This window comes from Jiangella anatolica (genome assembly GCF_003236295.1).
Taxonomy (GTDB): Bacteria; Actinomycetota; Actinomycetes; order Jiangellales; family Jiangellaceae; genus Jiangella; species Jiangella anatolica.
Genome location: NZ_POTW01000006.1, coordinates 84245 through 105317, shown reverse-complemented (window position 1 = coordinate 105317; position 21073 = coordinate 84245). Strand labels below are relative to the sequence as shown.

The window sequence follows — 21073 nt, the reverse complement described above, 5'->3', positions numbered from 1 at the left end:
TCGGGAGCCACCCGAGGTGTTCGATGCATCGGCTTGTCTGATCCGATGCCGGTCCAGGGAAGGACCCTGAGTGACTAATACCGAGATCCCCGGCGTCACTGGGACGCCGGACGCTCCGGCGTCGTCCGACGCCACCGCGGCGAAGCGCCCCGCGCGCCGCCGCGCTGCCGGCCTCGAGGGCATGGTCCTGGCTGAGCTGCAGCAGCTCGCCGGCGGCCTCGGGCTGAAGGGCACCGGCCGCATGCGCAAGGGCGAGCTGGTCGAGGCCATCAAGGCGGCTCAGTCCGGCGGCTCGGCGCCGGCTCCCGCCGCTGACACACTTCCGGTCGAGACCGCGCCGCAGGCCGTCGCCGCCCCGGCCGCCACGGGTGGGCGCGGCCGCCGCCGCGTCGAGCGCCCGCAGGCCGCCGCCGAGGCCCGTCCCGACGAGGTCGTGATCTCCGCCGAGACGCCGGCCGCCGAGGCCCCCGTCGTCGAGGCGCCGGCCGCCGCCGCGCCCGTCGAGGCGCCCGCGGAGCAGGCGGTGCCCGCCGCCGACGACGAGCAGGGCGAGCGCCGCGAGCGGACCGACAACCGCCGCAGCCGGCAGAGCGGCCGCGACGGCGACCGCCGGAACGACCGCCAGGGCGGCCGCGACGGTGAGCGGCAAGACCGTCAGGACGACCGCGACGGCGAGCGGCAGGACCGTCAGGGCGACCGCGACGGTGGCCGTCGCCGCGACGACGCTCGCCAGGACCAGTCCCGCCAGGACGCCGACGGCGACCGGCAGGACCGTCAGGGCGACCGCGACGGTGGCCGTCGCCGCGACGACGCCCGTCAGGACCAGTCTCGCCAGGACGCGGACGGCGGCCGGCAGGGCGGTGGCCGCGACGACGCCCAGGACGATGACGACGACCGCCGGTCCCGCCGGCGCCGGCGCGACCGTCGCGGCAGCAATCGCGACCGCAACGACCGCAACGACCGCAACGAGCGCGGCGACCGGAACGACCGCGACCGCGACCGCCGCAGCGGCGGTGGCCGCGAGCGGATCGAGGAGCCGACCGTCTCCGAGGACGACGTCCTCATCCCGGTCGCCGGCATCCTCGACATCCTCGACAACTACGCGTTCGTGCGCACGTCGGGCTACCTGCCCGGCCCGAACGACGTGTACGTCTCGCTGGCCATGGTCCGCCGCTACGGCCTGCGCAAGGGCGACGCCGTCACCGGCGCCGTCCGGCAGCCGCGCGAGGGCGAGAAGCAGCAGAAGTTCAACGCGCTGGTCCGGGTCGACACCATCAACGGCGCCGACCCCGAGGCGGCCAGGCAGCGCCCGGAGTTCTCCCGGCTGACCCCGCTGTACCCGCAGGACCGGCTGCGCCTGGAGACCGACGCCACCAACATGGCGACCCGGATCATCGACCTGATCGCGCCGATCGGCAAGGGCCAGCGCGGTCTGATCGTGTCGCCGCCGAAGGCCGGCAAGACGCTGATCATGCAGGCGCTGGCGCACGCGATCACGCAGAACAACCCCGAGACGCACCTCATGGTGGTGCTGGTCGACGAGCGGCCCGAGGAGGTCACCGACTTCCAGCGCACCGTCAAGGGCGAGGTCATCGCGTCGACGTTCGACCGTCCGCCGGTCGACCACACGATGGTCGCCGAGCTCGCGATCGAGCGGGCCAAGCGGCTGGTCGAGCTGGGCCACGACGTCGTCATCCTGCTCGACGGCATCACCCGCCTGGGCCGCGCCTACAACCTGGCCGCGCCGGCCAGCGGCCGTATCCTGTCCGGTGGCGTCGACTCCAGCGCGCTCTACCCGCCGAAGCGGTTCTTCGGCGCCGCGCGCAACATCGAGAACGGCGGCTCGCTGACCATCCTCGCCACCGCGCTGGTGGAGACCGGGTCCAAGATGGACGAGGTCATCTTCGAGGAGTTCAAGGGCACCGGCAACATGGAGCTGCGGCTGCGTCGCGACCTCGCCGACAAGCGTCTCTTCCCCGCCATCGACGTCGACGCGTCGAGCACCCGGCGCGAGGAGATCCTGGTGTCGCGCGAGGAGCTGGCCATCATGTGGCAGCTGCGCCGCGTGCTGTCCGCGCTCGACCCGCAGCAGGCCATCGAGCTGCTGCTGGACCGGCTCAAGAAGACCAAGAGCAACGCCGAGTTCATGCTCACGGTCCAGAAGACGACCCCCGCCGGCGGCGGGAACGGCTCCAAGGACGCCGACTGACGTCTGCTGCTACCTGGACGCCCCGATCGCTCGCTCCGAGCGGTCGGGGCGTTCGCCGTCTGGTGCAGTTGGCTTGAGGGGGTGCGACCGTTGGCCGTCCCCTCCTGCCCATTCTCTTGGCCCCGCTCGCGCGCCTCAAGTCCGCGGCCTCTGTGGCTGGTGTGGTCTGTGGTTCCGGGCCGCGTACTTGACCCGCGCGACCGGGGCCAAGAACGGGCAGCTATCAGGGGGACGGGGGGAGTGTGGGCACGCCGCAACGGCGGCGGCCCACGTTCGCCGGCGCCTGGTCCACGTTCGGGCCTTCTACGGTTCGCGTTCGCGGCCGTTCCGGCCGACGTTCGCGCCTCACTCGCCAGCGCGTGTCCGTTTCGCGACGTTTGCTGGGCTGTGGACAGCGATGATCATCAATGATCCGGGGCGTCGCTAGGCGTTCTCCCGCTCTACCACCCATGCATGCCTGGCAGAGCGGGAGTACGCCTGGTGGGCGGCCCGGAAAACGCCGCGAAATCCCACCACGTGGACGCCCAGCGACACCAACGTCACATCGATCCGGCCCACCGGCCGCCGGGAGAGGCCAGAGGACCCGAACCACCCGCGAACCCGGCGCCGGACCCCAACGGACGTCGCCGTGCCCCGACGGGCGTCGCCACACTCCTCCCGTCCCCCTGATAGCTGCCCGTTCTTAGGCCGCGGGGCCGCGGGTCAAGTACGCGGCCCCCAGCCACAGGCCACCGCAGGCAGCCAGAGGCCGCGGACTTGAGGCGCGGTTCCGCGGCCAAGAGAATGGGCAGCAGGGGGACGGCCAACGTTCGCAGCCCCTCACACCGACGAGAAGCAGAAGCGGGTTTGGCCGGAGCGGGCCGCACCTGGAATACTGATCTGCTGGCTCCGGTTCACGGCCCGACACCCGTCGCGCCGACCCGGCGGTCCTCGAACACCAGGAGTGCACGCACATGAAGTCCGACATCCACCCGGCCTACGTGGAGACCACGGTCACCTGCACCTGTGGCAACACGTTCACCACCCGGAGCACGGCGTCCAACGGCGTCATCCACGCCGACGTCTGCTCGGCCTGCCACCCGTTCTACACGGGCAAGCAGAAGATCCTCGACACGGGCGGCCGGGTCGCGCGGTTCGAGTCGCGGTACGGCAAGAAGAAGGCCGACGCGAAGTAGTTCTTCCGGGGCGGGGCGTGCGAGAGGTTCTCGCGCGCCCCGCTCCCTTTGTGTGTCGTCGGGGGAGAGGGGGTCAGCATGTTCGAAGGCGTCGAGGCGCTGGTGTCCGAGCACGCCGAGCTGGAGCAGCGGCTGGCCGACCCGTCCGTGCACAGCGACCCGGGGCTGGCCAAGCGGCTGGGCCGGCGCTACGCCGAGCTGTCCGCGATCGTCAAGGCGTACGCCGACTGGCGGCAGACCGGCGACGACCGCGCCGCCGCGCTGGAGCTGGCCGCCGACGACCCGGCGTTCGCCGCCGAGGCGGCCGAGCTGGAGGCCCGGCAGGCCGCGCTGATGGACCGGCTGCGGATGATGCTGCTGCCTCGCGATCCCAACGACGACCGCGACGTGATCCTGGAGATCAAGGCGGGAGAGGGCGGCGCGGAGTCCGCGCTGTTCGCCGGCGACCTGCTGCGCATGTACCTGCGCTTCGCCGAGCAGTCCGGCTGGAGCACCCAGGTGCTCGACGCCGAGGAGTCCGACCTGGGCGGCTACAAGGACGTCTCCGTCGCGGTGAAGGCGCGCGGCACGCCCGAGCCGGGCATGGCCCCGTACGCCCGGCTCAAGTACGAGGGCGGCGTGCACCGTGTGCAGCGGGTCCCCGTCACGGAGAGCCAGGGCCGCATTCACACGTCGGCCGCCGGCGTGCTGGTGCTGCCGGAGGCCGAGGACGAGGCCGAGGTCGAGATCAACCCGAACGACCTGCGCATCGACGTGTTCCGCTCCTCTGGGCCGGGCGGGCAGAGCGTCAACACGACCGACTCCGCGGTGCGTATCACGCACCTGCCGACCGGCATCGTCGTCTCCTGCCAGAACGAGAAGAGCCAGCTGCAGAACAAGGAGCAGGCCATGCGCATCCTGCGCGCCCGGCTGCTCGCGGCGGCGCAGGAGGAGGCCGAGCGGGAGGCGTCGGACGCGCGCCGCAGCCAGGTGCGCACCGTCGACCGGTCCGAGCGGGTCCGCACCTACAACTTCCCCGAGAACCGCATCTCCGACCACCGCACGGGCTACAAGGCCTACAACCTGAACGACGTCATCGACGGCGATCTCGGCCCCGTCGTCCAGTCGCTGGTCGACGCGGACGCCGAGGCGGCGCTCGCGGCCACCGCGGAGGGCGACGGACCATGACGCTGCGTGAGCAGCTGCGCGAAGCCACCGGACGGCTGGCCGCCGCCGAGGTGCCGTCGCCGCGGCACGACGCGGAGGCGCTGGCCGCGCACGTGCTCGGGGTGGAGCGGGGCGCGCTGCTGGCCCAGCCGGAGCCGGACGGCACGTTCGCGACGCGGTTCGAGGAGCTGGTCCGCCGCCGGGCCGGCCGCGAGCCGCTGCAGCACCTCACCGGCCGGGCCCCGTTCCGGCACCTGACGCTGCAGGTGGGGCCGGGGGTGTTCATCCCGCGGCCGGAGACCGAGCTGACCGCCGGCGCCGCCGTCGACGAGGCCAAGGCCGTGGTCGCCGCGGGCCGGGTGCCGGTCGTCGTCGACCTGTTCGCCGGCTCCGGCGCGATCGCGATCTCCGTCGCCACCGAGGTGCGCCCGGTCATGGTGCACGCCGTCGAGCGCGAGGACGACGCCGTCGCCTGGCTGCGCCGCAACGCCGCCGGCAACTCCGTCATCGTGCACCGCGACGACGTCGCCCAGGTGACGCAGCGGAGCCTGTCGATGCTGCTCGGGCAGGTCGACATCGTCGCGGCGAACCCGCCGTACATCCCGGCCGACGCCACCATCCGCGACCCCGAGGTGGCCGAGTACGACCCGCCGGCCGCGCTGTGGTCCGGCGCCGACGGCCTGGACGCGATGCGAGTGCTCGCCGGCGTCGGCGCGGCGCTGCTGCGGCCCGGTGGCCTGCTGGTCGCCGAGCACGCCGACGTTCAGGGCGAGGCCGCCCCGGAGGTGTTCCGGCGGCACGGTTCGTGGACGGAGGTCGCGGATCATCTCGATCTGGCCGGCCGCCCGCGGTACGTCACCGCCCGTCGTGCGGGATGATGTCCGCGTGAGCCCGCTGTACGACTGTTCCGACGAGACCAAGCGGCAACGCGGCGTCGCCGCCGCGGCCCGCGCCATCCGCAACGGCAAGCTCATCGTGCTGCCCACCGACACCGTCTACGGCATCGGCGCCGACGCGTTCACACCCGAGGCTGTGGCGGCGTTGCTGCAGGCCAAGGGACGCGGCCGGGACATGCCGGTGCCGGTGCTGGTCGGCTCGCCCGCCACGCTGGCCGGCGTCGCCGTCACCGACAAGACCATCGACGCGCTGGTCGAGGCGTTCTGGCCGGGCGGGCTGACGGTGGTCTGCCGGCAGCAGCCGTCGCTGCGCTGGGACCTCGGCGACACCGGCGGCACCGTCGCGGTCCGGATGCCGGACCACGAGGTCGCCGTCGAGGTGCTGAAGACGACCGGTCCGCTGGCGGTCAGCAGCGCCAACGTCACCGGCCGGCCGCCGGCCCGGTCCGCGCACGACGCCCGCGACCAGCTCGGCGACTCCGTCGCCGTCTACCTGGAGGCCGGCGACACCGGTAGCGACACGCCGTCGACGATCGTCGACGTCTCCGGCCCGGTCCCGCGGGTCCTCCGGCAGGGCGCCCTCGGCCTGGCCGACCTGCAATCCGTCGTCCCAGAGCTGCAGGGCCCGGAAGCGTAAGGAAGCGAACCGCCGGTGCGCGAGTATCTCCTGACCTTCTTCATCGCGGCTTCGGTCACGTACCTGGTGGTGGGGCTGGCCGGCCGGTTCGCGTACTGGGTCGGCGCGGTCCCGCCGACGCGCGACCGTGACGTCCACCGCGAGCCGGTGCCGCGGCTGGGGGGCATCGCCATGCTCACCGGCATGCTGGTCGCGATGCTGGTGGCCAGCTACCTGCCCCGCATGCGCGACGTGTTCACCGAGTCCAGCGACGCGTGGGCGCTGATCCTCGCCGCGGTCGTCATCTGCCTCATCGGCGTCGCCGACGACATCTGGGACCTCTCCGCGCTGGCCAAGTTCGCCGGCCAGGTCGTGGCGGCCGGGCTGCTGGTGGCGCTGGGTGTGCAGCTGCTCTACCTGCCGCTGCCCGGCGGCACGTTCGTGCTCGACCAGACCCAGGGCGCGATCATGACGGTCGTGCTGGTGGTCGGCGCGTCCAACGCGGTCAACTTCGTCGACGGGCTGGACGGGCTGGCCGCCGGCGTCGTCGGCATCGGCGCCGCGGCCTTCTTCGCCTACGCCTACCTGCTGTCGGTGGAGAACAACAACAGCTCCTACATGACGACGTCGGCGCTGGTCTCGGTGGTCGTGGTCGGCATCTGCGCCGGCCTGCTGCCGCACAACGCGCACCCGGCGAAGATCTTCATGGGCGACTCCGGCGCGATGCTGATCGGCCTGCTGCTGGCCGCCGGGTCCATCAGCCTCACCGGCCGGCTGCCCAGCCAGGACGTCGACACCTCCAGCTTCCTGCTCACGCTGCTGCCGCTGGTGCTGCCGCTGGCGGTGATCCTGCTGCCGTTCCTCGACATGATGCTGGCCGTGGTCAGACGCACCCGGGCCGGCAAGTCGCCGTTCGCGCCGGACAAGATGCACCTGCACCACCGGCTGCTGGAGATCGGCCACTCGCAGTGGCGGGCGGTCGCGATCATGTGGGTGTGGGCGGCACTGGTCTCCGGTGGTCTGGTCGTCGTCGCGCTGGTCGGCGGCTGGACCACCTACGTGCTGCTGGCGCTCGCCGTCGTCGTGATGATCGCGTTCACCACCGGCCACCCGCGCCGGCTGTTCCGGCGCGGGCAGCAGCAGCCCTCCGCGGTGTGAGAAATGGCACGTCGGGCCAGGCAGGTAGGCTGATGGCGCCATGAACGCACCCGTTTCCCCGCTCCCGCGCCGGCGCAGTCCGGCCGCCGCCGCACGCCCCGCGCTGCTGGCCACGCTCGCCGTCGGAGCCGGCTGCGCCGTGGCCGCCGCGCTCGCCGCCGGCAGCGCCGCGCTGTGGTCGGCCGTCGTCGCCGCCGTGCTGGTCGTGGCGTTCTTCGCCACCGGCGCGCTGCCCGTCCTGCTGACCAGGTTGTTGCCGGCCAGCGGCCTGGCCGGCGCCGGCGTGCTGATCGTGACGTACTCGCTGCGGCTGGCGCTGATCTTCATCGCGCTCGGCGTGCTGACCGGCATCGACGGCCTGAACGAGCGCTGGCTGGGGCTGTCGCTGATGGCCTGCGCGCTGGTCTACACGCTCACCTACGCGGTGACGATGTTCCGCGAGAACAGCCGCGGCGACCGGCCCGCGGTGCCGGCCGGCGGCCCGGAATGACCTTCGTCTCGACAGCGTCCCCGGCGCTTAGTGGGACCCGATTTCGTTACCCGCAAGGGCACCCAGTAGTATTCGAGGCGCCATGAGTCCGGACGATCCCCAAGACGTACGTCGGCAGGATCAGAACGGTGCGTGGGATGCCTTCGCACTGGTCGTGTCCGGAGTAGCAGTATGGGGTGGCGTCGGCTGGCTCGTCTCCGAGTGGCTCAACAGCCGCGTGTTCCTCGTACTGGGGCTCCTGGTAGGGATGGGCGCCGCTCTGTACCTGGTATGGGTCAGATACGGTAAGCCCTGACCTGGCCCTCCTCGTCGGGCGTGTCGCGAGCGCGCTGAAGAAAGGACCACGTGAGCACTCGGATCGTGGCCGAGTCGGGATTCCACAGTCCCGGGCCGGCCGACTTCGAATTCCCGCCGCTCTTCGGCGAGGGTACGTTCTTCACCAAGCCGATGCTTGTCATCGTGCTCGGCACCATCGCCGTCGGCGCCTTCTTCTACTTCGCCGCCCGGCGTAGCACGCTCGTTCCCGGCAAGCTGCAGTTCGCCGGCGAGTCCGTCTACGGATTCGTCCGCGACGGAATCGCGCGCGACGCCATCGGCCGCGAGGGCATCAAGTACGTGCCCTATCTCGTGACGCTGTTCGCCTTCATCGCCGTGCTGAACATCTCGGGCATCATCCCGGTGCTTCAGCTGCCGGCCACCTCGAAGATCGCGATCCCGCTGTTCCTCGCGCTGATCTCGTGGGTGATCTACAACTACGTCGGCATCAAGCGGCAGGGCTTCGGCGGCTACTTCAAGAACATGATGTTCCCGCCCGGTGTGCCGAAGGCGATCTACCCGCTGCTGGCTCCGCTGGAGTTCTTCTCCACCTTCATCGTGCGGCCCTTCACGCTCACTCTCCGTCTCACGTTCAACATGTTCGCCGGTCACCTGGTGCTGTTGTTGACGATTCTCGGCGGCGAGTACCTGATCTTCGAATACCAGGGACTGGTCGGCGTCGCCGCCGGTAGCGTCTCGATTCTGTTCAGCATCGTGCTGACTTTCTTCGAGGCATTCGTCCAGATCCTCCAGGCTTACGTTTTCGTCCTGCTCTCCGCCATTTACATCGGCGGCGCTCTGTCCCACGAGCACTGAGCTTCACAAATAAGGAGAGGAAGAAAGATGGAAGGCTCGCTCAACATGGTCGGTCTCGGCCTCGCGGCCATCGGCCCGGGCGTCGGCATCGGTCTGATCTTTGCCGCCTACATCAACGGCGTGGCCCGCCAGCCGGAGGCGCGCAGCGTCCTCCAGGGCATCGCGATCCTCGGCTTCGCGCTCGCCGAGGCGCTGTTCATCATCGCCATCGGCCTCGCGTTCGCCATCTGATCATGGCTCTCTCGATGGCACCGATCGCAGTGATCGCGGCGGAGGACGGCCCCGATCCGTTGCTGCCGCACACCTCCGAGCTGATCGTCGGTCTGGTTGCCTTCGCGCTGCTGTTCTTCTTCCTCCGCGCCAAGGTCTACCCGATCTTCGAGCGGACCTACGCGGAGCGGGCCGCCGCCATCCAGGGCGGTGCCGAGAAGGCCGAGCAGGCGCAGGCCGAGGCCAACCAGCTGCTCGAGGAGTACCGCGCTCAGCTGGCCGACGCCCGCAGCGAGGCGGCTCGCATCCGCGAGGACGCCAAGCAGCAGGGTGCGGCCATCGTCGCGCAGGCGCGCGAGGAGGCCGAGGCCGAGGCCAAGCGGGTCGCGGCCCGGGCCGAGGCGCAGCTGCAGGCCGAGCGCGAGCAGGTCCTGCGCGAGCTGCGCGGCGAGGTCGGCTCGCTGGCGACCACGCTGGCCGGCAAGGTGGTCGGCGAGTCGCTGCAGGACGACGACCGGTCCCGCCGTGTCGTCGAGCGGTTCCTGGCCGACCTCGAGACCGCCCAGGCCTCCGACGCCGCGGGTCCGAGGGACGCGTGAGCATGGCCGAGACCAGCACCGAGCTGCGCTCGCGGTTCGAGGGCATCGTCGACAACGCCGCCGGCCGCGCGTCGGCGGTGGGCGACGCCCTGTTCGCGTTCGCGAACCTGCTCGACTCCCGTCCGTCGGTGCGCCGCGCGCTCACCGACACGGGGCGGACGCCCGACGACCGCGAGGCGCTGCTGCGCCGGCTGGCCGACGGCCGCCTCGAGCCGGCCGCGGCGGACGTCCTCGCGGCGGCCGTCCGGGAGCGCTGGGCCAACCCGCGCGACCTCACCTCAGCGGCCGAGGAGTTCGGCATCCAGGCGGTGCTCCTCGCCGCCCGGTCGGCCGGCAACCTCGATACCGTCGAGGCGGAGATCTTCCGGTTCGGGCTGGTCGTGCGCGCCAACCGCGACCTGCGCTCGGCGCTGATCGATCGGGCCGCTCCCGCCGACGCACGGCGGCAGCTGGTCCGTACGCTGCTGCAGGACAAGGCCGCGCCGGAGACCGTGGCGCTGGTCGAGCACGCGGTCCTCGACCGCCGGGCACGTAGCCTGGAAGCGGAGCTGGCCCGGGTGGCCGACTTCGCCGCCCGGCTGCGCGAGCGCCGGGTGGCCGTCGTCCACGTCGCCGCACCGCTGGCCGCCGAGCACCGCGACCGGCTGGAGCGGGCGCTGGCGGTCCGAGCCGGCGGCGCGGTCCTGCTGAACATCGTCGTCGAGCCTGACGTCGTCGGCGGCATCAGGGTCGAGCTCGGCGACGAGGTCGTGGACGGCACCGTCACCAGCCGCCTGGACGCCGCCCGCCGGCAACTCGTCGCGGGCTGACGGCACCCACAGTCTTGAGACCACCGTTCGAGAACGATAGAGAGCAGGAGCAACGATGGCGGAGCTGACTATCCGTCCCGAGGAGATTCGCGAGGCGCTCGACGCCTTCGTCGAGTCCTACCAGCCGGCGGCCGCCGTCCGCGAAGAGGTCGGCCACGTCACCATCGCCGGCGACGGGATCGCCCGGGTCGAGGGCCTGCCCTCGGCCATGGCCAACGAGCTGCTGGAGTTCGAGGACGGGACCCTCGGCCTGGCGCTGAACCTCGACGTGCGAGAGATCGGTGTCGTCGTCCTGGGCGACTACGCCGGCATCGAGGAGGGCCAGACGGTCCGCCGCACCGGCGAGGTGCTGTCGGTGCCCGTCGGCGACGCGTTCCTCGGCCGGGTCGTCGACCCGCTGGGCGCCCCGCTCGACGGCCTCGGCGAGATCAAGGCCGAGACCCGTCGCGCGCTGGAGCTGCAGGCGCCGTCGGTCGTTCAGCGGCAGAAGGTCGCCGAGCCGCTGCAGACCGGCATCAAGGCCATCGACGCCATGACCCCGATCGGCCGCGGCCAGCGCCAGCTGATCATCGGTGACCGGCAGACCGGCAAGACCACGGTCGCCGTCGACACCATCCTCAACCAGCTGGACAACTGGAAGAGCGGCGACAAGAACAAGCAGGTCCGCTGCATCTACGTCGCCACCGGCCAGAAGGGCTCCACGATCGCGGGCATCCGGCAGCAGCTGGACGAGGCCGGCGCGCTGGAGTACACGACCATCGTCGCGGCCCCCGCGTCCGACGCCGCGGGCTTCAAGTACCTGTCGCCCTACACCGGCTCGGCCATCGGCCAGCACTGGATGTACCAGGGCTACCACGTCCTCATCGTCTTCGACGACCTGTCCAAGCAGGCGGAGGCCTACCGCGCGGTGTCGCTGCTGCTGCGCCGCCCGCCGGGCCGCGAGGCGTACCCCGGTGACGTCTTCTATCTGCACTCGCGGCTGCTCGAGCGCTGCGCGAAGCTCTCCGACGACCTCGGCGGCGGCTCGATGACCGGCCTGCCGATCATCGAGACCAAGGCCAACGACGTCTCGGCGTTCATCCCGACCAACGTCATCTCCATCACCGACGGCCAGTGCTTCCTCGAGTCGGACCTGTTCCACTCCGGTGTGCGCCCGGCCATCAACGTCGGCATCTCGGTGTCCCGCGTCGGTGGCGACGCGCAGATCAAGGCGATGAAGTCCGTCGCCGGCACGCTGCGCCTCGACCTCGCGCAGTACAACGAGCTGAAGGCCTTCGCCGCGTTCGCCTCCGACCTCGACCCGGCCAGCAAGGCGCAGCTGGAGCGCGGCGTGCGGCTCACCGAGCTGCTCAAGCAGCCGCAGTCGGCGCCGCTGTCGGTCGGCCGCGAGGTCGTCTCGATCTGGTCGGGCACCACCGGCAAGCTCGACGACGTCCCGGTCGAGGACATCCGCCGGTTCGAGGGCGAGTTCCTCGACACCGTCACCCGCGAGCAGTCCGCCGTCCTGGAGAGCATCGAGTCCAGCGGCAAGCTGTCCGACGACGACATCAAGACGCTCGAGCAGGCGATCGACGACTTCAAGCAGAGCTACGTCACCGTCTCCGGCCAGCCGCTGGTCAAGGACGAGCCCGTCTCCGCTCTGGGCGAGGGCGAGGAGGACCTGACGGTGCTGCGGCGGCGCAAGCGCGACCGTGAGGCCATCCAGGAGGCCGCTCGTCCCGACGCGGGCGAGTGACCCGTGACCGTCACGTCGAACCGAGGCACTGAAGGGAGGTCGCCCGCATGGGAGCACAACTTCGCGAGCTGAGGCAGCGCATCCGCTCCGTCGACTCGATCAAGAAGATCACCCGCGCCCAGGAGCTGATCGCGACCTCGCGGATCGCCAGGGCGCAGCAGTTCGCCGAGGCGGCGCGGCCCTACAGCCAGGCGCTGGTGCGGGCCATGGAGGCCGCGGCCGAGCGGGCCCGGCTGGACAACCCGCTGCTGGAGGGCGTCGAGGAGCCGCGCCGGTCGGCCATCCTGGTCGTCACCAGCGACGGCGGCTTCGCCGGCGCCTACTCCGCCAACGTCATCCGGCAGAGCGAGGCGCTGGCCGGCCTGCTGCGTGAGCAGGGCCAGGAGGTCGTGCCGTACGTCGTCGGCAAGAAGGGCGTCAGCTGGTTCACGTTCCGCGGCCGCGAGTTCGGCGGCAGCTACGTGGACTTCACCGGCAAGCCGTCCTACGCCGACGCACGCAAGATCGCCGACGACCTGCTCGACGCGATCAACACCCCGGCCGAGGAGGGCGGCGTCGACGAGATCCACATCGTGTCGACGCACTTCCGCAACATGGTCACGCAGGAGGTCCGGGCCCGGCGGCTGTTCCCGATCATGGTCGAGGACGTGCCCGAAGAGGTCCACCGCGCCGAGGCCGGCGCCGTCCGGTCCGGCAACGGCGGCTCGTCCGGCGGCTCCGCCGCCGCGGCGCGCACCGACGTGCTGCCGCTCTACGAGTTCGAGCCGTCGGCCGACGAGGTCCTGGACGCGCTGCTGCCGCAGTACGCCGGCAACCTCGTCTACACGGCGCTGCTCGACGCGGCCGCGTCGGAGTGGGCGGCCCGGCGCCGGGCCATGAAGAACGCCACGGACAACGCCGGTGAGCTGCAGGAGACGCTCACCCGCCAGTCCAACTCGGCACGCCAGGCCGAGATCACCCAGGAAATCAGCGAGATCGTCGGCGGCGCGGACGCGCTGGCGGCCGCAGGGAGCGAGTAATCATGACTGCCACGGTTGAAGAGACCGCCGTCGCCACCGGCCGGGTGGTCCGGGTCATCGGACCGGTCGTCGACGTCGAGTTCGGCGGCGGCCACATGCCCGGCATCTACAACGCGCTCGAGGTCGACGTGAAGCTGGCCGCCGAGGCCGGCGGCGACCGCACGCTGACGCTCGAGGTCGAGCAGCACATCGGCGACGGCCTGGTGAAGGCCATCTCGATGCAGCCGACCGACGGCCTCACCCGCGGCGCCGTCGTCCGCGACACCGGCAAGGGCATCTCGGTGCCGGTCGGCGACGGCGTCAAGGGCCACGTGTTCAACGCCCTCGGCAAGCCGCTGGACACCGACGAGTCCAACATCGAGGTCAGCGAGCGCTGGGAGATCCACCGCGACCCGCCGCCGTTCGCCGACCTCGAGGGCAGCACCACGATGCTGGAGACCGGCATCAAGGTGCTCGACCTCCTCACCCCGTACATCCAGGGTGGGAAGATCGGCCTCTTCGGTGGCGCCGGTGTCGGCAAGACGGTGCTCATCCAGGAGATGATCACCCGAGTCGCGCGGAACTTCGGTGGCACCTCGGTGTTCGCCGGCGTCGGCGAGCGCACCCGTGAGGGCAACGACCTCTGGGTCGAGATGGGCGAGGCCAACGTCCTCAAGGACACCGCGCTGGTGTTCGGCCAGATGGACGAGCCGCCGGGCACCCGTATGCGGGTCGCGCTGTCGGCGCTGACGATGGCCGAGTACTTCCGCGACGTCCAGAAGCAGGACGTGCTGCTGTTCATCGACAACATCTTCCGGTTCACCCAGGCCGGCTCCGAGGTCTCCACGCTGCTGGGCCGGATGCCGTCGGCCGTCGGTTACCAGCCGACGCTGGCCGACGAGATGGGCGAGCTGCAGGAGCGCATCACCTCGACGCGTGGTCACTCCATCACGTCGATGCAGGCCATCTACGTCCCGGCCGACGACATCACCGACCCGGCGCCGCACACCGCGTTCGCGCACCTCGACGCCCGGACGGTTCTGTCGCGGCCCATCTCGCAGCTGGGCATCTACCCGGCCGTGGACCCGCTGGACTCGTCCAGCCGGATCCTCGACGCCGCGTACCTCGGCGAGGACCACTACCGCATCGCGACCCGGGTGAAGGAGATCCTGCAGAAGTACAAGGAGCTGCAGGACATCATCGCCATCCTCGGTGTCGACGAGCTGTCCGAGGAGGACCGGGTCACGGTCAACCGGGCCCGCCGGCTGCAGCGGTTCCTGTCGCAGAACATGTTCGTGGCCGAGTCGTTCACCGGCCAGCCGGGCGTGTTCGTCCCGCTGTCGGAGTCGCTGGAGTCGTTCGACGCCATCACCAAGGGCGAGTACGACCACCTGCCCGAGCAGGCGTTCAGCTACGTCGGCAACATCGAGGACGCCGAGAAGAAGGCGCGCGAGCTCGCCTCCTGAGGCCGGCACACCGCGGTGATCGACCGGGAGCCGTTCCCCTCGGGGATGCGGCTCCCGCGTCGGTCACGGGGAGAGAAGGAGAGATCGTGGCCGAAGATCTGAACGTCGAGGTGGTCGCCGCCGACCGCAAGGTGTGGTCGGGCGAGGCCTCGATCGTCATCGCGCGCACGCCGGAGGGCGAGATCGGCATCATGCCCGGTCACGAGCCGGTGCTGGGCCTGCTGGTGGCCGGTGCCGTGACCGTGCGCGGAACCGGCGGCGAGACCGTGGTCGTGGCCGTGTCCGGCGGGTTCCTGTCGGTGTCGGAGAACCAGATCGCGATCCTGGCCGAACAGGCCGAGCTGGCCGACGAGATCGACGTCGCCGCTGCTCAGGCCGACCTGGACGCGCTCGGCGAGGACGGCGACGGCGCGGCGCGATGGGCGCAGGCGAGGCTCGACGTCGCGGCGAGCCGATAGATCTGAGAACATCGGTATCACACTCGGGGGAGGTGATCGGTGGCGCTGGTGTCGTGGACCCTGCTGGTGCTGGGTGCGCTCGCGCTCGCCGCTGTGCTGGTCCTCCTTGCCCTGTACGTCCGCCGGGGCATTCTGCAGCGTGACGGTGGCTTCGACATGTGCGTGCGCGGCGACAGCCACGAGGGCTGGTCCGGCGGCTGGGCGTTCGGCATCGGGCGCTACCGCGAGGACACGCTGGAGTGGTTCCGCACGTTCAGCTTCACGACGTGGCCCAGGCGGACGTTCCGGCGCGGCGAGCTGGTCGTCGACGGGCGCCGCCAGCCCGACGCCGAGGAGAGTTACGAGCTCCCGGCCGGGCACGTCGTGCTCGTCTGCAAGTCCGGCGGGGCCGATGTCGAGGTCTCGATGACCGAGGCCGCCGCCACCGCGTTCGTCACCTGGCTGGAGGCGGCGCCCCCCGGGGGGCAGTTCGCCGGGTGACGCCTTCGGGGCGTACCGTTCATCGGAACGGCGAAAGGGTTCAGCGGGCGTGGAGAGATTTCGGGTCACCGGGGGGAGCTCCCTGCGGGGCGAGGTCCGGGTCAGCGGCGCGAAGAACAGCGCACTGAAGTTGATGGCGGCGGCGCTGCTGGCCGAAGGCCGCACCGTCCTGCACGACGTCCCCGCCATCACCGACGTCGACTACATGGGCGAGCTGCTGCGTCAGCTCGGCGCCGACGTGCACCGCGAGGGCGGCACCGTCGCCATCGACGTGCCGGCGAAGATCGACCACGAGGCGCCCTACCACCTGGTGCGCCGGCTGCGCGCGTCGATCTGCGTGCTCGGCCCGCTGGTGGCCCGCTGCGGCGCCGCGAACGTGGCGCTGCCCGGCGGCGACGCGATCGGCTCGCGCGGGCTGGACATGCACATGACCGGGCTGGCGAAGCTCGGCGCGCAGGTCGAGATCGAGCACGGCTTCGTCGTGGCCCGGGCGCCGCAGGGGCTGCGCGGCACCAGCATCTGGCTCGACTTCCCCAGCGTCGGCGCCACCGAGAACATCCTCATGGCCGCGGTGCTGGCCAAGGGCACCACCGTCATCGACAACGTCGCGCGCGAGCCGGAGATCGTCGACATCTGCCGGATGCTCAGCGACATGGGCGCCAAGATCGACGGCGCCGGCACGTCGACGCTGCGGGTCGAGGGCGTGGACTCGATGAACCCGACCGAGCACACCACCATCCCGGACCGCATCGTCACCGGCAGCTGGGGTGTGGCGGCCGTCATGACCCGCGGCGACATCACCATCCCCAACGGCCGCGCCGAGCACCTCGAGATCGTGCTCGACAAGCTGGCCGCCGCCGGCGCCACCGTCGAGTCCGGTCCGTCCGGGCTGCGGGTGGCGATGTCCGGGCGGCCGCGCGCCATCGACGTCGTCACGCTCCCGTACCCGGGCTTCCCGACCGACCTGCAGCCGATGATCGTCGCGCTCGACGCGGTCGCCGAGGGCACCGCGATGATCACCGAGAACGTGTACGAGGCGCGGTTCATGTTCGTCAACGAGTTGGTCCGGCTCGGCGCCGAGGTGCGCATCGACGGCCACCACGCCGTCGTCCGCGGCCGGCCGGTGCTCTCCGGCGCGCCCGTCGTCGCCACTGACATCCGGGCCGGGGCCGGTCTCGTGCTGGCCGGGCTGCTGGCCGAGGGCGAGACGACGGTGTCCGCCGTCCACCACATCGACCGCGGCTACCCCGACTTCGTCGGCCAGCTGCAGTCCCTGGGCGCCGACGTGGTCCGCGAGCCCGATCCGGACCACTTCGATGACTGAACCGGCGGAGGCAGCCCTCACGCCGGGGGATCGGCTGCGGGGGTGGGTGACGCCGGGACGGGCCTGCTTCGCGCTCTTCCTGGTCGTGCTGCTGGTCTACTCGGCCACCGAGGGCATTCCGATGGACCGCATCGGGCAGACCGGCTGGATCATCGCCGGGATGATCGCGATCAAGATCGGCCGGCCGTGGCGCGAGCACGTGCGCACGTTCCTCGACTGGCTGCCGCTGCTGATCGCGCTGATCATCTACGACCACACCCGCGGCATCGCCGACACGCTGGGCATGCCGCTGCAGGTCAGCGGCGTGGTCGACCTCGAGCGCTGGCTGTTCGGCGGCACCGTGCCGACGGTCTGGCTGCAGGAGCAGTTGTTCGAGTCGACGGTGCGCTGGTGGGACGTCGGCGCCGCGCTGGTGTACTTCAGCCACTTCGTGGTGCCGTGGGCGCTGGCCGCGGCGTTCTACCTGTGGTCGCGTCCGCACTGGGTGTCCTACATCCGGCGGGTGCTGCTGCTCACCTACGCCGGCCTGGCCACGTACGTCCTGCTGCCGGCCGCGCCGCCGTGGTACGCCTCGGCCCGCACCGGCGACATCGACGACCCCGTCTACCGGCTGGTCGGCCGCGGCTGGAACGAGCTCGGGCTGCGCAGCGCCAACGCCTGGCTGTCCGAGGCTCAGGGCGGCGCCAACGAGGTGGCCGCGCTGCCGTCGCTGCACGCCGGGTTCTCGATGCTGGTCGCCGTCACGCTGTGGGGGCTGACGCGGCGCTGGTGGCTGCGCGCCGTCATCGTCGCCTATCCGCTGTCGATGGCGTTCACGCTGGTCTACGGCGGTGAGCACTACGTCGTCGACGTGCTGCTCGGCTGGCTGTACGTGGCCGGCGTCATGATCGGCGCGCACCTGTGGGAGCAGTGGCGGGGCGGCCGGGAGCACTTGGTCGCCGCCGCGCTGTCGGCGGAGACGCCGGCGCCGATCGAGCCGGCGCTGCGCACCGAGAGCGAACCGAACGAACCCGCGGGAAGGTAGAGCATGGGACGCAGTGTGGCCGTCGTCGGAGCCGGCCTGATGGGAGCGGGGATCGCCCAGGTGGCGGCGTCCGGCGGCTGGGACGTCGTGCTGCGCGACCTGTCCGACGACGCCGTCGCGCGCGGGCGGGCCGCCATCGAGGCCAGCACGGCCAAGTTCGTCGAGAAGGGCAGGCTCACCGAGGACGAGCGCGACGCCGCGCTGGCCCGCCTCACCACGACGACCGACCTCGACGCCGTCGCGACCGCCGACATCGTCGTGGAGGCCGTCTTCGAGAACGTCGACGTGAAGCGGGAGCTGTTCACGCAGCTGGACCGCATCTGCCGCGATGGCGCCGTCCTCGCCACCAACACCAGCGCGATCCCGATCACCAAGATCGCCGCGGCCACCCAGCGGCCGGAGTCGGTCGTCGGCACCCACTTCTTCTCGCCGGTGCCGATGATGGCGCTGTGCGAGCTGGTCCGCGGCCTGCACACGTCCGACGCGACGCTGGCGGCCGCCCGTGAGTTCGCCGAGTCCGCCGGCAAGACCTGCATCGTCGTCAACCGCGACGTGGCCGGGTTCGTCACCACCCGGCTGATCAGCGCGCTCGTCGTCGAGGCGGTGAAGCTGTACGAGTCCGGCGTCGCGTCGGCCGATGACATCGACACCGCCTGCAAGCTCGGCTTCGGTCACGCGATGGGACCGCTGGCCACCACCGACCTCACCGGCGTCGACGTCCTGCACCACGCCACGTCGAACATCTGGGACGAGACCGCCGACCCGAAGTTCTTCCCGCCGGAGCTGCTGCGCCGCATGGTCGACGCCGGCGAGCACGGCCGCAAGACCGGGCGCGGCTTCTACACCTACTGACGCCGGGGGTTGCTGCAGTTGGCCCGAGAGGGCTGCGACCGTTGGCCGTCCCCCTGCTGCCCGATTCTCTTGGCCGCGCAACCGCGCCTCAAGTCCGCGGCGGCTGGCTGGTGGCTGTTGCGTTGTGGTTGGGGGCCGCGTACTTGACCCGCGGTCCCGCGGCCAAGAACGGGCAGCTATCAGGGGACGGGGGGAGTGTGGCGACGCCCGTTGAGGGCTCCGGCGCTGTGTTCGCGCTTCATCGGGGTTCGCTGGCCTGTCCCGGGCCGCCCACCAGGCGTACTCCCACACCCCTAGGCATGCATGGGTGGTAGAGCGGGAGAACGCCTAGGGGGAGACCAAAAGGTTGATGATCATGGGCATCCACAGCCCGGCAAACGTCGCAGAACGGGCACGCGTGGGCCGGGAGGCGGCGGACGTCGGCCGCAGCCCTGTCAACCAACGACAGCAGGCGCCTACTGACGCCGCCGCAGGCCGATCACCGGGTCGATGGCGGTGCCGGTGCCGCCCGCACGACGCGTGCGGCGCTGGACCGGCGTGCCGTTGCCGGTCGCCTCGCGCAGTCGCGGCAGCAGCAGCCGCGTCGTCACCAGCTTGGCGCGGTCGCGGCGGCGGCCGCGCTCGCGCCGGGCCAGGTCGGCGGCGCCGATGAGGCCGGCGTCGTTGCCCAGCGACGCCCGCACGACCTTGGCCTCGGGGCGGAAGCCGCGACCGGTCAGCGTGCGCCGGAACGTCGTCCGGGCCGGATCCAGCAGCAGGTCGCCGACGTCGGAGACGCCGCCGCCGATGACGAACAGGCCGGGGTCGAACGCCGCGGCCAGGTTGGCCAGTCCGACGCCGAGCCAGTGGCCGATGTCCTCCAGCAGCTCCAGCGCCGCGGGGTCGCCCTGCGCGGCCAGCGCGCTGATCATCGGGCCGGTGATGCGGGCCGGGTCGCCCTCGCAGGTCTCGGCGATCCGGTAGGCGACCGGCGAGCCGTTCAGCACCAGCTCGCGCGCCTCGCGGACCAGCACGTTGCCGCTGGCGTACTGCTCCCAGCAGCCGCGGTTGCCGCACTCGCACCGGTGCCCGCCCGGCACGACGATCATGTGCCCGAACTCGCCGGCGACGCCGAACCGGCCGCGGTGCAGCACACCGTCGAGGACGACGCCGCCGCCGATGCCGGTGCCGAGGTTCACGCAGACGACGTGTGACTCGCCCCGCGCGGCGCCGAACCGGCACTCCGCCCACAGCGCGGCGTTGGCGTCGTTGTCGACGACCACCGGCAGCCCGATGCGCCGCTGGACGGCGTCGCGCAGCGGTTCGTTGCGCCAGGCCAGGTGCGGCGCGAACAGCACCGACGACTGCGTGCCGTCGACGAAGCCGGCGGCGCCGATGCCGACCGCCAGCACGTGGTGGCGCGCGGTCAGCTCGGCGACGACGTCGGCGATGGTGTCCTCGACGTCGCGCGGGCTCTTGCTCTTGCTCGGCGTCTCGCGGCGCGTGCGCTCGATGATGGCGCCCTCGACGTCGACGACGCCGGCGGCCACCTTGGTGCCGCCGATGTCGATGCCGATCGTGGGCCGCAGCGCCAGCCGGGACACCCGCGTCCGAGTTGCAGGCATGCCCACAGTATGGCCGGGACGGCTCACTCGGCCGGGGACCGCCCCGGCGGCGCGAGGATGCCCAGCGCGTACGCCGTCGTCACCGCGGCCGTCCGGTCGTCGACGCCGAGCTTGGCGAAGACCCGCAGCAGATGCGTCTTCACCGTCGCCTCGCCGATGTGCAGCACGCGCCCGATCTCGGCGTTCGACCGCCCGGTCGCGACGGCGGCCAGCACCTCGCGCTCCCGCGGCGTCAGCGGCGGCACCGACGGCGTCCGCATGCGGTGCACCAGCCGCGCGGCCACCGGCGGCGCGAGGATCGTCTCGCCGCGGTGCGCCGCCCGCACGGCCGCCGCCAGCTCCACCCGCGGCGTGTCCTTCAGCAGGTAGCCGGTGGCGCCGGCCTCGACCGCGCGGACGATGTCGGAGTCGGTGTCGTACGTCGTGAGCACCAGGATCCGGACGCCGGGCAGCTCGGCCAGGATGCGCGCCGTCGCCTCCGCCCCGTCCAGCCGCGGCATCCGCAGGTCCATCAGGATGACGTCCGGGCGCAGCCGGCGGGCCAGCACCAGCGCCTCCTCGCCGTCGCCGGCCTCCCCGACGACCTCGAGGTCGTCCTCGGCGCCGAGCATGCCGGCCAGCCCGGTCCGCACGACCGGGTGGTCGTCGACCAGCAGCAGCCGCAACGTCGTCACGGCCGCCCACGCTACCCTG

The 21073-nt window shown here is 71.7% G+C and carries 21 protein-coding genes; 19 read left to right on the top strand and 2 right to left on the bottom strand.

Going from position 1 to position 21073, the window contains the following annotated elements:
• Window positions 1-70: 70 nt before the first annotated feature.
• The 19 genes from rho to C1I92_RS03895 all read left to right on the top strand — a co-directional run bounded on the left by rho (window position 71) and on the right by C1I92_RS03895 (window position 18776).
• Window positions 71-2209 (top strand): transcription termination factor Rho, encoded by a 2139-nt coding sequence (gene rho, locus C1I92_RS03990; protein WP_111253372.1) that lies wholly within the window; start codon window positions 71-73, stop codon window positions 2207-2209.
• Between the two features lie 953 nt (window positions 2210-3162).
• Window positions 3163-3384: a 50S ribosomal protein L31 gene (gene rpmE / locus C1I92_RS03985; protein ID WP_046771345.1), complete on the top strand. Its 222-nt coding sequence runs from the start codon at window positions 3163-3165 to the stop codon at window positions 3382-3384.
• Window positions 3385-3462: 78 nt separating this feature from the next.
• The gene (gene prfA / locus C1I92_RS03980) at window positions 3463-4551 is read left to right on the top strand and encodes a peptide chain release factor 1 (protein WP_111253371.1); all 1089 of its coding nucleotides are present in this window, start codon (window positions 3463-3465) and stop codon (window positions 4549-4551) included.
• The gene (gene prmC / locus C1I92_RS03975) at window positions 4548-5408 is read left to right on the top strand and encodes a peptide chain release factor N(5)-glutamine methyltransferase (protein WP_111253370.1); all 861 of its coding nucleotides are present in this window, start codon (window positions 4548-4550) and stop codon (window positions 5406-5408) included. Before prfA ends, prmC begins: the two co-directional genes overlap by 4 nt.
• Window positions 5409-5415: 7 nt before the next feature.
• Window positions 5416-6063, top strand: coding sequence for an L-threonylcarbamoyladenylate synthase (locus C1I92_RS03970; protein ID WP_111253369.1), 648 nt, complete (start codon window positions 5416-5418; stop codon window positions 6061-6063).
• 15 nt (window positions 6064-6078) lie between these two features.
• On the top strand, window positions 6079-7200 hold the full coding sequence (locus C1I92_RS03965; RefSeq protein WP_111253368.1) for a glycosyltransferase family 4 protein: 1122 nt from the start codon (window positions 6079-6081) through the stop codon (window positions 7198-7200).
• A gap of 40 nt (window positions 7201-7240) precedes the next feature.
• On the top strand, window positions 7241-7690 hold the full coding sequence (locus tag C1I92_RS03960; protein ID WP_111253367.1) for a hypothetical protein: 450 nt from the start codon (window positions 7241-7243) through the stop codon (window positions 7688-7690).
• A 345-nt stretch (window positions 7691-8035) separates the two neighbouring features.
• The gene (gene atpB, locus C1I92_RS03950) at window positions 8036-8821 is read left to right on the top strand and encodes a F0F1 ATP synthase subunit A (protein ID WP_111253365.1); all 786 of its coding nucleotides are present in this window, start codon (window positions 8036-8038) and stop codon (window positions 8819-8821) included.
• 27 nt (window positions 8822-8848) lie between these two features.
• Window positions 8849-9052 carry an ATP synthase F0 subunit C gene (gene atpE, locus C1I92_RS03945; RefSeq protein WP_046771352.1) on the top strand — a complete coding sequence of 68 codons (204 nt, stop codon included), beginning with the start codon at window positions 8849-8851 and terminating at the stop codon, window positions 9050-9052.
• Window positions 9053-9066: 14 nt separating this feature from the next.
• Entirely contained in the window at window positions 9067-9630 is a 564-nt protein-coding gene (locus tag C1I92_RS03940) for a F0F1 ATP synthase subunit B (RefSeq protein WP_111253396.1), read from the top strand.
• A gap of 2 nt (window positions 9631-9632) precedes the next feature.
• A complete protein-coding gene (locus tag C1I92_RS03935; protein WP_111253364.1) occupies window positions 9633-10439 on the top strand; it encodes a F0F1 ATP synthase subunit delta in 807 nt (268 codons plus the stop codon).
• A 55-nt stretch (window positions 10440-10494) separates the two neighbouring features.
• On the top strand, window positions 10495-12174 hold the full coding sequence (gene atpA, locus C1I92_RS03930) for a F0F1 ATP synthase subunit alpha (protein ID WP_111253363.1): 1680 nt from the start codon (window positions 10495-10497) through the stop codon (window positions 12172-12174).
• 47 nt (window positions 12175-12221) lie between these two features.
• Window positions 12222-13193, top strand: a complete 972-nt coding sequence (locus tag C1I92_RS03925) for a F0F1 ATP synthase subunit gamma (protein ID WP_111253362.1) — start codon at window positions 12222-12224, stop codon at window positions 13191-13193.
• 2 nt (window positions 13194-13195) lie between these two features.
• Window positions 13196-14638: a F0F1 ATP synthase subunit beta gene (gene atpD / locus C1I92_RS03920; protein ID WP_111253361.1), complete on the top strand. Its 1443-nt coding sequence runs from the start codon at window positions 13196-13198 to the stop codon at window positions 14636-14638.
• An 86-nt stretch (window positions 14639-14724) separates the two neighbouring features.
• Complete coding sequence (locus C1I92_RS03915; RefSeq protein WP_111253360.1) at window positions 14725-15096, top strand: F0F1 ATP synthase subunit epsilon; 372 nt, start codon at window positions 14725-14727, stop codon at window positions 15094-15096.
• A 39-nt stretch (window positions 15097-15135) separates the two neighbouring features.
• Entirely contained in the window at window positions 15136-15576 is a 441-nt protein-coding gene (locus C1I92_RS03910) for a DUF2550 domain-containing protein (protein WP_199520932.1), read from the top strand.
• 49 nt (window positions 15577-15625) lie between these two features.
• Window positions 15626-16900, top strand: a complete 1275-nt coding sequence (murA, locus tag C1I92_RS03905) for a UDP-N-acetylglucosamine 1-carboxyvinyltransferase (RefSeq protein ID WP_111253359.1) — start codon at window positions 15626-15628, stop codon at window positions 16898-16900.
• The gene (locus C1I92_RS03900) at window positions 16893-17924 is read left to right on the top strand and encodes a phosphatase PAP2 family protein (RefSeq protein WP_111253358.1); all 1032 of its coding nucleotides are present in this window, start codon (window positions 16893-16895) and stop codon (window positions 17922-17924) included. The genes murA and C1I92_RS03900 overlap by 8 nt, the downstream gene beginning before the upstream one ends.
• 3 nt (window positions 17925-17927) lie before the next feature.
• Window positions 17928-18776 carry a 3-hydroxyacyl-CoA dehydrogenase family protein gene (locus C1I92_RS03895; protein WP_111253357.1) on the top strand — a complete coding sequence of 283 codons (849 nt, stop codon included), beginning with the start codon at window positions 17928-17930 and terminating at the stop codon, window positions 18774-18776.
• 455 nt (window positions 18777-19231) lie between these two features.
• On the opposite strand, the gene C1I92_RS03890 is transcribed toward C1I92_RS03895, so the two are convergent.
• Together C1I92_RS03890 and C1I92_RS03885 are read right to left on the bottom strand one after the other, a co-directional pair.
• On the bottom strand, window positions 19232-20380 hold the full coding sequence (locus C1I92_RS03890) for an ROK family glucokinase (protein WP_111253356.1): 1149 nt from the start codon (window positions 20378-20380) through the stop codon (window positions 19232-19234).
• 23 nt (window positions 20381-20403) lie between these two features.
• On the bottom strand, window positions 20404-21054 hold the full coding sequence (locus C1I92_RS03885; RefSeq protein WP_233506842.1) for a response regulator: 651 nt from the start codon (window positions 21052-21054) through the stop codon (window positions 20404-20406).
• Between the last annotated feature and the right edge of the window lie 19 nt (window positions 21055-21073).